Origin of the sequence: Enterococcus rivorum (assembly GCF_001742285.1) — a bacterium.
In the GTDB taxonomy this organism is placed as follows: Bacteria; Bacillota; Bacilli; order Lactobacillales; family Enterococcaceae; genus Enterococcus_L; species Enterococcus_L rivorum.
Genome location: NZ_MIEK01000001.1, coordinates 156,319 through 170,349 on the forward strand (window position 1 = coordinate 156,319; position 14,031 = coordinate 170,349).

Consider the following 14,031-nt stretch of genomic DNA (forward strand, 5'->3'; position numbering starts at 1 on the left):
TTCAATGCTTCTATTATACACAACAAGTAGTCATTTAGAACGAATCTTGTCCGATTTCTAACTATTTTCCAATTCATGTTATAATAGCCATAGAAAAACACCGTATTTCCCTTCCCTAACTATACAGCTAAAAGAAATTGATAGAAAGAAGTTGATTCTGATAAATCTACTAGAGTATCTTCAAATTCAAATAATAGCAAAAAGCCAAGAAAAAGTTACCTTATCAATGAAAATAGAAGAATGTCACAAGCAACCTTATGGCATTATGCATGGTGGAGTAAATGGAGTTTTAATTGAAACAGCTTGTAGTTTGGGCGCTAATGAACACTTATCTCCTAAAGAAGCTTACTCAGTAGGGGTGGACTTGCAAGTAAATCATTTGAAAAGTGTTTCATCTGGTGAGTTAATTGTCATCGCAACTCCAGACCATGTGGGGAGATCAATCCAAGTTTGGAAAGCAGATATTTATGACGAAAAAAATCATCTAATCAGCGTTGGACGTTGTACTTTGATGAATCAATTAATCACAAAAACGAACCAAACGGACTGACTCCATTTGGTTCGTTTTTTATTTTTCTTGCTGAATGACAAACAAAAAGACTCGTAATGAAAAGCGTTCTTTAAATACTTTCATATCCGACTATTGACAGTATAATTTTTAAGTGATAATATTTTAACAGACCGACCCCGGTTAATTAATGGAGGTGTACATAACTATGAGGCCCAACAATAATTTCCCAATTAAAAAATTGGAAATTATCAAAATTGCTTTAGACTTATTTATCGAAAACGGGTATGAACAGACGAAAATCAGTACAATTATGAAGTCAGCTCAATTGTCTAAAGGTGGAATGTATCACTATTTTGATTCTAAAGAAGCCATTTTAGATGCGGTTATTGAATATGCTTTCAGTGAAAAATTAGTTGGATTTGAAAATAAACTCAATGCAGCATCTGACACTTTTAAAAAAATGGAAATCTTCCTTGATAGTGAAATCATTACTCACTCTGAATTTGCAACCAAATTTTCAACATTGACAAAAAATCAAAAAAATACGCTGGTGCAATATAGAGTCAAAGAATTCAACACTCTTTCCGCTATTCCCTATTTACTATCAATTATTAATTTTGGTATACAAGAAGGAGTTTTCCATACTGATTTCCCAGAAGAAACAGCTCGTGTATTATTTTTTGCCGGGGATATGCTTTTTAACGAAATAGCGGCACTAAAAAAATCAATACATCTAGAAAAGGAACAATTAATTTCTAGAAAAATTGATGCCTTCGTTGATTTAATCAAAAAGACTCTAAAAATTAATGAATCAGATACTCAAAAATTCAAACAAATTGTAACAAAAGAAGCTCTCAAAAATGAATAAAAAAGAATTAGGAGGTATGATATGTGGATTGCAATTATTAGTCTTTGCTTAATTATCGGTCTAGTTGTTCTACTATTTATAATAATTAGTCCTGGAAAGTTAGAACCTTTAAAAGATAAAACAGGGAAACCTATCCTCCATTCAATTTCTGAAAAAGTGAAATTAGAGATTGGTGGCGTGAAGCAACAAGCCTTTATCCTTGGAGAAAAAAAAGAAAATCCAGTGCTACTATTTTTACATGGTGGACCAGGAAGTCCAGAATTACCTCTTGTTTTTACTAATGATGGTGACCGAAGACTAGAAGAAGAGTTTATTGTTTGTTACTGGGATCAACGTGGATCAGGAATGTCCAGAGCAGGAATTCCCGTGGAAACGATGACTTTAGAACAACTAATCGCTGATACTCATGAGATCACCCAATATTTAAAAAAGCGATTCAATCAAGAGAAAATCTATATTATCGGGCATTCTTGGGGAAGCTATCTTGGAATAAAGGTCGTAAATAAATATCCTAATGACTATTTTGCTTACATTGGTATGGGACAATTAAGTAACCAACGACTTTCAGAACAATTAGCTTTTCATTATATGTGGGAACATGCTCATAAGATTAAGGATAAAAAAGCAATTAAGGCTCTCTCTAACTATGATTCCACAAGTAATCGATTCCCTGAACTCCCGTATATCATGTCCATTAGAAGCTCTTTAATGAACAAGTATGGCATTGGAATTACTCATACACATGTTTCTATGAAAAAAGTTATGAAACAAATCTTTTTCTTTAAGGGGTATACCTTAATTGATAAAATCAATTATATGCGTGGTTCTCTGTTCTCTTTAAAAACTCTTTTTCACTATACTTTAAAAGATGATTTGGCAAAAACAACTACTGCTTTCGAGCTTCCAATTTACATTATCCACGGAAAATTTGATTATCAAGTATCATACGAACTAGCTAAATCCCATGCAGAAAAAATTCTAGCGCCTAAAAAAAAGTTTTTCTCATTTGAAGAATCCGCGCATTCACCAATTATCGAAGAACGAGAAAAATTTATTGAAACAATGAAAGTTATTAAACAAGCTTGTCAGTAAAAAATATTTATCCATAAACAAGTTAGTCTGGAACATTGTACCAAAGCTTTCACTGAAAAAAAGAGAAATAGAAATACCGCCAAATCAAGGATTTATCTTCCTTTATTTAGCGGTATTTCACTTATTTAAACGTTTATCCCAATATTTTTATCTTCTAATAAATTTTAGGAAAGAAATAACCTCTTCCACTAGATATGAAATCTAAATCACCGACTATTTTACTCCATTTCCTCACTTGGGATTTCATTTCTTTTTGTTGCATAAGCTAAAATTACCCCTAATGCGATAGAACTAAAAGCTGCAGCAACAACACGAAAATTATTTGGTAACAAGAAAATGATACTATGAACAGGAATCCAAAAGAAAATACCAACTTTCAGCCAGTTAAATGTAACAAATTCAACCCAATCAATTTTCTTAATAAGCACAGATAAACTGATTTTTTCTTGTGAGTTGTTATCCACTTTTACTTCTAGGAAGAGATCACAAAGTCGATGAAAGGTGTTCATAACTGGTGCAAAAGTCAAGTTCATAATACTACTACCAAAGATTGCCAGTGCTATATTACTGCCGAGAAACGGTAAGATTCCAACTTCTTGTGCAGTCGCTGCGCCACCCATATACACTTGGAAAACCAACGTTACCATCAGTCCAATAATTCCCCAAACTACCATTCTAAAAATAAAACTCGGTGGAAAAGAGTAACGCCCAGTCACAATTCTTTTGCCTAATAATTCTCCCATCATTGCAAGAATTGCAAACTTAATGAATCCAGCAATATAGGGATGCTTATCGCTAGCATCTAACACTATTTCTCGACTGGTAGGTACGACAAAAATTAGAATACACAACAATAAAATGGTTCCCCAAGCAATATCCTCTTTTTTCATTGTTTTACCCTTGCTTTCTTTTAGTTAGGTGCCTGATATGTGTCATCTATGACAACAACTGATTTGATTACTTCGCCAGTCAATGAATCTGCTTCTGCTTGATTGATGTCTTCAAATGGATAAAATTTAACAAAACGGTCAAATGGAAACTGGCCTTTTTTATAAAAATCTATCAAATTGACTAAATGAATTTTAGGAATAGTGTTACCAATGAGCACTCCTTCAATTTTTTTGTTACCAAAAACTAGATCAAAGAATGTATTCAATTGGAAATCTTTTTTCGTTACCGCTAAAGGAATAAAAGTCCCACTATTGGTAACTGAATGCAAAGCTTGTGTCATTACAGTAGGAACACCCGTTGTATCAATCACGTAATCCATCCCTTGATTCGCTGAGATTTTCATGATTTCATCTGCCGCATCTATATTTTTACTATTAATGACATGGGTTGCTCCACATTCTTTTGCTACTTCTAAGCGCTTCTCATTAATATCAATAGCAATAATCGTCTTACATCCCACTATTTTTGAAGCCATGATTGCCGCAAATCCTACTGCACCTGTTCCAAAAATCGCAATTGTACTAGCTGCTTTTGGTTTCAAGACACTAAATACTGCTCCGCTTCCAGTGCCTAAGCCACAGCCTAATGGACCCAACAATCTCAAATCAATCTCTTTATCGACTTTGACAATATTGGTTTCATCCACTAGACAATGAGTTGAAAAGGCTGATTGGTTGAAGAAATTATTTACTGGTTCTCCTTCTTCAGTATGAAGTACATAATCTCCTCTTTTGTTGACTCCTTTGTTATTAATTGCAAGCCAATCTGTACAAGAAGACGGATGCCCTTCGGCACAATGCTTACAATTTCCACAGTACCCATAAGATAAAATTACATGATCTCCTGGTTTTACTTCCGTTACAGCCTCTCCAACTTTTTCAACAATTCCTGCACCTTCGTGACCTAAAACGTTAGGAAATTCGACACTATTTCCTGTTCTTTCCCCATAATCTGAACGACAAAGTCCAGAAGCTACCATCCTCACTAGAATATCGAAGCCTTGTGGTTCTGCTAGTTCCAATGTTTTCATTTGATAGGGTGCACCTTTTTCTTCAACGAATGCTGCTTTGATTTTCATTTGTAGTACTCCTTTCTTTTCAAACCAACTGAAACTGATTGATTTTTTCCTGTCCTGTTAACACACGGTAAATGCCATTTGATAAAGCGACCATCTCATGTTCTCCTGCTACAACAATCAAAGGAGCAATAAATTCGGTGCTATTCTCAATAAAGTCAGCCAAATAGCTAGAGTGAGCCAACCCACCTGTTAATACAATTCTGTTAACTTTTCCATCAACAACTGTTGCTAAACTACCAATTGCTTTGCTCACTTGGTAGGCCAAAGCCTGAAAAACAAGCTCAAACTCTCGATTTCCTTTTTTTATTTCGTCTTCCACTGCTCTAGCATCATTCGTTCCTGTGTAAGATAGCAATCCCCCTGCTCTCTTATAGAGCGTCATCATTTCTTTTTCGGTGTGAGAATAACACAGGTGAATGACTTCTTTTATTGGTAGCCCACCAGTTCGTTCTGTTGAAAACGGGCCCTCATCATCTGAGTAGGAATCAATCATTTGCCCTTTATGATGGATACTAACGCTATTTCCACCACCTAAATGAGCGACAATGATTGTTGCTTCTTGATAAGTTACCCCAATTTCTGTTGCTACTTTCATCGCTACTGCTCGCATATTTAACGCATGACCTAAACTTCTTCTCGGAACACCTTTAAGACCTGAAATACGAGCAACTTCTTGAAATTCGTCCACAGAGACAGGGTCGTAAATAAATGCCCTTGTTTCTTTACCAGCCTTGTTTTTGATTTCACTGGCTAGGATAGCCCCTAAATTGGACGCATGCTCCACTTTCGTTTCGTAAAGTAAATAGTCCATCATCGCTTGATTTACTTCATAAGCACCTGCTTTTACAGGAGGTAAAATACCGCCACGTCCAACTACTGCGTCTAATGAATCCAGCGAAATTCCTTGCTCGGTAATAAACTCCTCAACGCATTTTAAGCGAAAAAATTTTTGCTGATTAATATGATTAAATTGTTGTAGTTCTTTTAATTGATGTGCATAATTTTTTGTTGCAATCATTTGATTGTCTATTGAAAAACCAATTTTGGTTGACGTTGCACCTGGATTTATCACTAATATCTTCATCGGTTATCTATCCTCCATCACTAACACAAGCAGCTAATAAAATGGATGCCATTTTCTCTTCCTTATCGGAACCTCTTGAACTCATAATAATGGGAACTTTTGCTCCTATAATTATCCCCGCCATTTTTCCTTTTGCAAAAACTGTTATTGACTTACCTAAGAGATTCATAGCGGTAATATCTGGTCCTAATAAGATATCTGCATCGCCAGCAACGAGACTTGTGTATTCCTTTAGCTTGGCAATTTCTTTGCTGACAGCTAAATCTAAAGAAATCGGTCCATCAATCCAACAAGATTCTGGCGCAGTACTAGTCACTTCATTCATTAATCTTTCGGCTTCTACTGAAGATTTCACTTTTGGATTCACTACTTCTGCCGCTGCTAAAACGCCTACTTTAGGTTTTTCAATTCCTAGCCCCTTAGCTACTAGTAAACTATTAGACAACAGGATTCGTTTTTCTTCATAAGTTGGCTCAGTCACCATTCCTCCATCAGTTGTAATTAATAGCTTGTGGTAACTTGGTAATTCATTTACTGCAACATGACTCAAAAGTGAGTTCTCTACCAAGCCATTTTCTTTTGACACAACTGCTTTTAAAAAGGTTCTGGAATGAATCAGACCTTTCATTAAAAAATCAATCTTCCCATGTTTAGCCAAATCAGCACCTATTTGCGCTGCCGCTTCTTCTGTATCCGCTATCATTAATTCATAGTTAAAATCTTTAAAGCCAAGTTCATTAAGCAAAAAATTCGTTTCTTTTTCAGAACCAATCAAGATTGGAAAAACATGTTCGCGAACTTTTTCATCAAAAACACTTTCTAACGCTGCCTGATCATTGCCACAAACAATTCCTAATTTCATTTTTCGAGAAAACGCAGTGTTTTCATAAAGCTCTTGAAATCTTTTAATCCTCATTTTTTTCTCTCCTTTTCTTTGAGATTAATCCCATGGAGATCCTTTGAGTGTAGATTCAGTTTTGTAAGCTATTCTGGAGATATTGATTAAATGTTTGAAGGTTAAATTTTCAGAAATGATGTTGTTTCCCCATGAACCGCAGCCTAAAGAGACCGTTGGATTCAACCCATTTTCTGGACTTCCACCAGCATCAATACTTGGCTGATTAACAACTACACGACTAACTGATAATTTTTCTCCAACGGCTAATATATGTGCATCATTCATTGAAAAAATGCCTGCTGAGTGTCCTGCTCCTTCGACTAGTAAGTTGTTACGAGCATGCTTAACTCCCTCATCAAATTCCTGATAGCTAATTAAAACCAGTACTGGTGACATTTTTTCTTTGCAAAGAAATTCGTCTTTCCCTGAGGTTTCAACCTTAACTGCTAAAATTGGCGTTTCATCTGGGACTTCAATCCCTGCCGCAGAAGCAATTTGTGCTGCAGATAAGCCAATAAGTTCAGGATTAGTTACTCCTTCCGGGAAAATCGTTTCACGAATTGCAGTTACTTCTTTTTCGTTGTCTGAAACAAATGCTCCCTGTTTTCTTAATGACTCAAAGACCAGCGCTTCTTTACTCTTTGGATAAATTAAACTTTGTTGACACGCACAAACAATTCCATTATCAAAAGAACGTCCAATTACTGTTAATTCTGCAGCCACATCAACATCAAAATCATCGTCTAAAATCACTTGAACATTACCTGGCCCTACGCCATAAGCTGGTTTTCCACTAGAATAGGCAGCTTTAACCAAACCTGGCCCACCTGTCGCAATTACAACATCTGAATGGCTCATTAGTTTTTGTGAAAGATCCAACGTTGGTTCTTCAATCACTTGCAACAAATCTTTTGGTGCTCCAACACTGGCTAACGCATTACGCATCATTTCAATCGTGTGGGTAGTCGTTTTTTTAGCTCTGGGATGAGGTGAAACAATCATCGCATTTTTCCCTTTTAATGCCATTAAGCCATTTCCTAATGGTGTAATCGTAGGATTCGTAGTAGGGGTTACAGAACCAATGACGCCAACTGGATGAGCAATTTCAATTAACCCTTCTGCTTCGTTACGATGAATCACACCAACTGATTTTTGCCCTTTAAGATCAGCAAAAATATTTGTAGCCATGTTTTGATTTTTTCCAATTTTATGAGAAACATTTCCTAAACCTGTTTCGTCTACTGCTTCTTTTGCCAATTCTTCTGCATGATCGAAAATTGTTTTTGACATTACATATAGCATCTTATCCACTTGTTCTTGACTGTATCCTTCAATTTCCTCCATTGCTTTCCTAGCTGCTGCGACCTTTTCCTCGATACTCAACATCTCTTTTTGCTCCTTTCAACCTCTTTTTATTTTCAACGTTTGCTAAACGTTAATTATTGGTTTTATATGTTGAAAAAGTAATTACTAGTTTTGGCAATCCTAGAAAAATTGTGAAAAAAACAACCAACTATTTATAAATGAATTATTCAATCTCCTGAAAACACAAACGAAATATAAGCGCTTCCATAAAAAAATAATATAAGTAATTTCACAAACATACATCCTTGTATGTATAGTAAATCTTTTTTTACTGTTTGTCAATCTCATCTTGAGAAATGAATATTTAAACCGCTATTTAAAAAAATTTCTCTTAGTATCTACTGTATTTGGCAAAAAAATAGCCAAAAGATTAGTTGGGTCTCCCATCCATCTTTTGACTTATTCTCTTATTTCACTATTTATCAAATATTGCAGACAAACAATTTCTTATGCCATCTTTTGTATAATTTTCTGTAATTTCTTGCGGGGGATAGCTACTGTACATTCCTTCAAAGTATGAATATAATAAATTCGCTAAATCTTTAGAGGGAAAACATTGTAAACGAGGACTCTCCCTTTGAAGCGCTTCAATTCCTTTTTTAAAAAAATCGTACAAATCTAATCTTGCTTGACTAATCAAAGCTTCTAGCTCTTCAAACTCCTTATTTAATGCTATGGTTACATCCGCTTGTTGCAAAAAGCGAAACTCTTGCTTATTTTCATGAGGTAACCAAATAATTTCAACTGCTTTTTCTTTAAAGTTCAGCGCTGAATTCTGGTAGATTACTTCCTTCTTTTTATAAATTTCATTCAAAATATGCTTTACGGTTTGTTCATAAAGATCTTTTTTATTTTTAAAATGCCAGTAAGTTGCTCCACGGCTTACATTTGCATCCTTCGATATTTTTTCCAACGACGCATTTGAAAACCCAACTTGATAGAAATTATCAAAAGCTGCCACAAAGATTCCTTTTTTGGTTAAGTTGCTACTTTCTCGTTTCCCGTTACTCTCCATCATTTCAATTACCCCACATCTAATAAAATTTCCTCATACTATTATCATAAAGATAATGGTTTTCCTTAGCAAGTAGAAGGTTTCTCTTCCTTCATTCAACGCTCTAAATTTTGTGCCAGAGCTAAAATATCATCCAACGCCTTCTTACCGTCCATTCTACCAAATGTTCTCATCTCAATATCTTCACAAGGGATCCCTACTGGAGTTAACATCTTTCTTAAAATAGGAGTTTTAAAGCGAACTTGTGGACAAACTAACACATAATCTACATATGGTTTAAAAATAGGCTCAATATTGTGCAAGTTAATCTTACTTTCACCGCCATATGCTACAATAATACGATATGTTTGATGCAATAAATCATACTCGTCAATAACTTGCTGTAAGCTACCAAAATAAACGGTTTCTGGATCAGCAGATTTTGCTATTTTTTGACAAAACATACTAGATGTCATGCCTCCAGCACAACAAATATAAATCAACATTTCAGTATTCACCCTCTATTAGCTAAATTAGACTTTCCTATGTAGTAAATCATACCAGTTTGTCTTGATTATGCATACCACTAACATAAAATAAGTAAATAATTCTTAAATCGATACAAACAAGCCTTAAAAACAATCACATCTATGGTAAAATATTAACAACTAGGAGGGAATCCATGGAAACAAAAGAAAAAAAAAGAAAGCCTTCTTCTAAAAAAAAATCAAATCAAAATAGAAAAAGTAAGAAAAAAAGACCAACACCAAAAAAGAAAAAATCAAGAGTAAAAAATTGGCTCATTAATATTTTCTTACTATTGTTGCTTTTAGCCGGTTTGGCTTTAATCTTTAATAACCAAATAAAGAATGCATTGATTCACTGGAGTGGACAAAAATACTCTGTTGCAAATATTACCTCTGAAACAATTCAAAAAAATAAAGAGTCTGCCGATGCTACCTTTGACTTTTCAGATGCTGAATCGGTAAGCACTGACGCTGTGATTCGAGCACAGTTAAGCAATACTGTTTTACCAGTTATTGGTGGAATTTCTGTTCCTCGAGTAGGTATTAATTTACCAATATTTAAAGGTGTAGGCAATGATGTGCTGCTTTCAGGTGCCGGTACAATGAAAGCTGATCAAGAGATGGGGAAAGGTAATTACGCCCTAGCCAGCCATCGCTGCTACGATCCGTCTCTATTGTTTACCCCAATGGACAAAATGGAAATTGGTGACATCATTTATATCACTGACCTTGTCAATATCTACACGTATAAAACCACCTTTAAAGAGGTAGTTCCTCCTGAGCAGACTGAGTTAATCGAAGATATTCCTGGAAAGAAACTCATTACTATGGTGACCTGTGGGGATTTTAATGCGGTTACCCGTGAAGTTATCCAAGGCGAACTCGATTCTGTCACACCACTAAATAAAGCAACCAACGACATGCTTTCCGCTTTCCAAATGGAACGGAATGATTTGAATTAGAAATAAAAAATAAGAGGATGAGACAAAACTAAAAATCAGTTTTGTTTCATCCTCTAAATCCAATTAAATGGTGGACAAAAGCTTGGGTCTGCGGAATTTTCCCGAAAATCACTCAATCCATAAAGCGTATGGTGCGCTTTTCGCTCCAATTTATCGCCCCAAAACGACTTCTGTCTCACTCTTTTTTCTCGCTAGTTTTTTAACAACAAAATTAGTTTGAACCATTATTTCTTACATTTGTAAACAACCACTCATCTATTTTATTATTTCCTACATTTGCAATTGCCAATATAGAAAAGATGATTGTCACAATACTAACCGATAATCCATTCGCTATAAAATTAGAAAAATAAGTTGGCAAACTGTCCACAGTTCCTGTGGATAATAAAGTGAAATAATTTCCTACTAAACCTAATAACCCTGCGATTGTTAATAACCACCAAATTCTGATTTTTGTAAAGCGCCATAAAAGAATTAACAGCCATGAATACATGAGCCAAATAGCACTCAATTTTACCCCATACTCTGAGACCCACTGTCCTTTCGTTACTGAATTTTGAATCATCCATTGTATCGGAAGCAACAAGACCGTCACACTTAACCAGCTTTTTAGCAATCTTTCTTTTTTAGCTAAGAAAATGATACTGAAAAAAATACCTACTAACAGTTCTGAAACTAAAACAATTGGTGACCAATATAATTTTTTATTCACAGCTAAATCAACGATTATGTTAATAACCCCACTTAATAACAGAGTTCCCATTAAAATACGATAAAATATTTCCATTTTGCTTTTTTTCTTTAAACTTGTAATCATCTCTCTATCTCCTTTTAATAGTTTATCTAGAGATATCGAAAATAGATCACTTAGTAGAATCAAACTCTCAATGTCAGGGTAGCTACGCCCGACCTCCCAATTCGAAATCGTTTGTCTTGAAACATGCATTTTTTCTGCCAACTCTTGCTGCGTCATTTTCAACTGTTGACGATTCACTTTTAGTTGTTCTCCTAAGATCATTATTATTCTCTCTCCTAATTCCAAGTTTAGATTTAGTCTACCATTTTTACTAGAAAAGAAAATAAGCAAGTGGCAAAAACGGGCGCTTATTTTCTAAGCATATTGCTATAGCAAGGTTTCAAGTCCTTTTGAATCCCTCCTACTTTATAAGTGTTTTCAATTTTTTCTTACTAATTACTGTTTCTACTTTTTATAAATATCTTTTCTATCCACTATAAAATAAATTTTGCAGCAAATTTCTACTTTTCCAACAAGAAAAAAATTAGTTAAAAGCTTCTCATTCTCTTCCTCCTTTTCATGACAAACGAAACAGAACATGGTAAAATACTACTGTATAAAAGTGAGGTGAAATAGGATGGTAGCATTTATTATTTATTGGGCAGCAATTTTAGTCTGCATTGCTTGGGGTGTAATCAGCATTGGATTTTCAGTCTTCTATCTTTCTCGCAAGGAAAATGGAAACTTATGGGCATTTGCCTTTTTTAATGTTCTTGCCGGTATTGTTTTAGCGATTATTTTAGTTATTTATAAAACATGGGACTTCAATATCACAACATATTCAAGCTTAATTTATACAATCTTGGCTTCATATGGTGTGTTAACAATTTTACAAGCAATCCTAGGTCGCGAACCTAAGACTGCTCCACAAGCTTAATCATTTAGAAACAGAATAAAACAGCCTTTTTTAGGTGTTTTACACTGTTTCTTTTTTTTAGGAAACTTACTAAACATTGACTTTCATTCAAAAATAACGTACAATTTACACTTGAAACTGATAACTGAATAGTACCTCAAATTGAGGTAGAGGTTGCGATTTTTATTACCCTTGTGGAGTGAAAGGACACATTGAAACAAGCTTAGGAAAAATCGCCGAAATGCATAACAGCCTTTCTGTTGTGTGTTGGGACGCAAGTGAATAATTTGCGGACTGTCTTAGTAGTGATGCTAAGTTGTGCTATGTTTTGTTGAGGAATAAATAACGATACTTAGCAACCTTACATCTGTTTGGTTGTTTTTTTGCATTCTAAAGAACAATTGTACCTAGAGAGGAAGAATAAGATGAAGAAAAAAATATTTTCATTTAGTATACTAATGGCTATAATCATTGGATTTATTTCTAATCCAGCTACTAGTTATGCTGACGAAACGACAAACGGAGATTTTCGTGTAGGAATGGAAGCTGGTTATGCTCCTTTTAACTGGACCCAAAACGACAACTCTAATGGCGCCGTACAAATTCAAGGAGACAAAGAATTCGCTGGTGGTTATGATGTACAAATTGCTAAAATCGTAGCTGAAAAGTTAAATAAAAAACTAGTGATTGTCAAAACAGAATGGGATGGTTTGCCACCCGCTCTAACTTCTGGAAAAATTGATGCCATCATTGCTGGCATGTCTCCAACTGCTGAACGGAAAAAAGAAGTAGACTTTACAGATGTCTATTATGAATCAAACTTAGTTATTTTGGTTCGCGCTGATAGTATTTTTGCAAAAGCCACAAGTCTAAAAGATTTTTCTGGTGCAAAAATTACAGGTCAATTAAACACTTTTCACTATGATATGGTCGATCAAATCCCTGATGTTAAAAAGCAACCTGCAATGGATAACTTTCCTGCCATGCGTGTGGCTTTAGAATCAGGTACTATTGACGGCTATGTTACAGAGCGACCAGAAGCTGTTACTGCCGAAGGAGTCAACCCAGCCTTTAAAATGATTGAATTCTCTAAAGAAAATGGCTTCCAAACGAGTCCTGAAGATACGGCCATTGCAATCGGTTTACGAAAAGGTGATCCGAATTTACAACAAATCAACACTATATTAGCTGGGATTTCAACAGAAGAACGTACTAAAATTATGGATCAAGCGATTAAAGATCAACCTGCTGCAACTACAACATCAGAAGATGATTCTGATACTCAAAAAAGTAATAATGTTCTTGTAAATATTTTAAAACAATATGGGCCAATGTTCCTTCGTGGATCAGGAATGACCCTATTCCTAGCCTTAACAGGAACCATTATTGGAACATTCATCGGATTGATGATTGGGATGTATCGAACTGTTCCAGAACCAGAAACGCCAATTAAACGTGGATTATTTAAAGTATTTAATGGCTTACTTTCTGCATATATCGAAATCTTCAGAGGAACACCAATGATTGTTCAAGCCGCAGTTATCTATTACGGTTCTGCTCAAGCCTTTGGTTTTGACATGAATAGAACAGCAGCAGCTCTCTTCATTGTTTCGATTAATACTGGTGCTTATATGTCAGAAATTGTTCGTGGAGGTATTTTCTCTGTTGATTCTGGTCAATTTGAAGCCGCTCAAGCGATTGGAATGACTCACGGACAAACCATGAGAAAAGTTATTTTACCGCAAGTGATTCGCAATATTATGCCTGCAACAGGAAATGAATTTGTTATCAACATTAAAGATACCTCTGTATTGAGTATTATTTCTGTTTCTGAGTTGTTCTTCCAAGGGAAATCCGCTGCTGGTGCAACCTATCAATTTTTCCCAACGTATTTCATTATTTGCGTCATTTACTTTATTATGACCTTTACCGTAACAAGAATTTTACGTACCTTAGAAAAACGGATGGATGGACCAAAAGACTACGTTCCTTATGCAAATCAAATGCAAGTACAACAACCTAAAAAAGCAGAAAAGGAATAGGAGGATC

At 35.1% G+C, this 14,031-nt stretch carries 14 protein-coding genes and 1 riboswitch; of the genes, 6 read left to right on the top strand and 8 right to left on the bottom strand.

Going from position 1 to position 14,031, the window contains the following annotated elements; genetic code table 11:
- Positions 1–160: 160 nt before the first annotated feature.
- The 3 genes from BCR26_RS00680 to BCR26_RS00690 all read left to right on the top strand — a co-directional run bounded on the left by BCR26_RS00680 (position 161) and on the right by BCR26_RS00690 (position 2,471).
- A complete protein-coding gene (locus tag BCR26_RS00680; protein WP_069697139.1) occupies positions 161–550 on the top strand; it encodes a PaaI family thioesterase in 390 nt (129 codons plus the stop codon).
- 166 nt (positions 551–716) lie between these two features.
- Entirely contained in the window at positions 717–1,379 is a 663-nt protein-coding gene (locus BCR26_RS00685) for a TetR/AcrR family transcriptional regulator (protein ID WP_069697030.1), read from the top strand.
- 21 nt (positions 1,380–1,400) lie between these two features.
- Positions 1,401–2,471 (top strand): alpha/beta fold hydrolase, encoded by a 1,071-nt coding sequence (locus BCR26_RS00690; RefSeq protein ID WP_209591797.1) that lies wholly within the window; start codon positions 1,401–1,403, stop codon positions 2,469–2,471.
- A gap of 218 nt (positions 2,472–2,689) precedes the next feature.
- On the opposite strand, the gene BCR26_RS00695 is transcribed toward BCR26_RS00690, so the two are convergent.
- The 7 genes from BCR26_RS00695 to BCR26_RS00725 form a co-directional block, all read right to left on the bottom strand.
- Complete coding sequence (locus BCR26_RS00695) at positions 2,690–3,361, bottom strand: hypothetical protein (RefSeq protein WP_069697031.1); 672 nt, start codon at positions 3,359–3,361, stop codon at positions 2,690–2,692.
- Positions 3,362–3,381: 20 nt separating this feature from the next.
- The gene (locus tag BCR26_RS00700; RefSeq protein WP_069697032.1) at positions 3,382–4,500 is read right to left on the bottom strand and encodes an NAD(P)-dependent alcohol dehydrogenase; all 1,119 of its coding nucleotides are present in this window, start codon (positions 4,498–4,500) and stop codon (positions 3,382–3,384) included.
- 19 nt (positions 4,501–4,519) lie between these two features.
- The gene (gene buk / locus BCR26_RS00705; RefSeq protein WP_069697033.1) at positions 4,520–5,584 is read right to left on the bottom strand and encodes a butyrate kinase; all 1,065 of its coding nucleotides are present in this window, start codon (positions 5,582–5,584) and stop codon (positions 4,520–4,522) included.
- Positions 5,585–5,591: 7 nt separating this feature from the next.
- On the bottom strand, positions 5,592–6,500 hold the full coding sequence (locus BCR26_RS00710) for a phosphate acyltransferase (protein ID WP_069697034.1): 909 nt from the start codon (positions 6,498–6,500) through the stop codon (positions 5,592–5,594).
- A gap of 24 nt (positions 6,501–6,524) precedes the next feature.
- Positions 6,525–7,868 (bottom strand): aldehyde dehydrogenase family protein, encoded by a 1,344-nt coding sequence (locus tag BCR26_RS00715; protein WP_245341805.1) that lies wholly within the window; start codon positions 7,866–7,868, stop codon positions 6,525–6,527.
- A 394-nt stretch (positions 7,869–8,262) separates the two neighbouring features.
- Complete coding sequence (locus BCR26_RS19070; protein ID WP_084386972.1) at positions 8,263–8,865, bottom strand: TetR/AcrR family transcriptional regulator; 603 nt, start codon at positions 8,863–8,865, stop codon at positions 8,263–8,265.
- A 92-nt stretch (positions 8,866–8,957) separates the two neighbouring features.
- Positions 8,958–9,347, bottom strand: a complete 390-nt coding sequence (locus tag BCR26_RS00725; protein ID WP_069697035.1) for a PTS sugar transporter subunit IIB — start codon at positions 9,345–9,347, stop codon at positions 8,958–8,960.
- A gap of 176 nt (positions 9,348–9,523) precedes the next feature.
- Here BCR26_RS00725 and BCR26_RS00730 point away from each other — a divergent pair, with 176 nt between their 5' ends.
- Positions 9,524–10,330 carry a class A sortase gene (locus tag BCR26_RS00730; protein WP_084386973.1) on the top strand — a complete coding sequence of 269 codons (807 nt, stop codon included), beginning with the start codon at positions 9,524–9,526 and terminating at the stop codon, positions 10,328–10,330.
- A gap of 211 nt (positions 10,331–10,541) precedes the next feature.
- On the opposite strand, the gene BCR26_RS00735 is transcribed toward BCR26_RS00730, so the two are convergent.
- Positions 10,542–11,348 carry a helix-turn-helix domain-containing protein gene (locus tag BCR26_RS00735; RefSeq protein WP_069697036.1) on the bottom strand — a complete coding sequence of 269 codons (807 nt, stop codon included), beginning with the start codon at positions 11,346–11,348 and terminating at the stop codon, positions 10,542–10,544.
- Positions 11,349–11,703: 355 nt separating this feature from the next.
- Here BCR26_RS00735 and BCR26_RS00740 point away from each other — a divergent pair, with 355 nt between their 5' ends.
- The gene (locus BCR26_RS00740; RefSeq protein WP_069697037.1) at positions 11,704–12,003 is read left to right on the top strand and encodes a hypothetical protein; all 300 of its coding nucleotides are present in this window, start codon (positions 11,704–11,706) and stop codon (positions 12,001–12,003) included.
- 139 nt (positions 12,004–12,142) lie between these two features.
- Positions 12,143–12,314: riboswitch (Lysine riboswitch) on the top strand.
- 93 nt (positions 12,315–12,407) lie between these two features.
- The gene (locus BCR26_RS00745) at positions 12,408–14,024 is read left to right on the top strand and encodes an ABC transporter permease subunit (protein WP_069697038.1); all 1,617 of its coding nucleotides are present in this window, start codon (positions 12,408–12,410) and stop codon (positions 14,022–14,024) included.
- Positions 14,025–14,031: the final 7 nt, after the last annotated feature.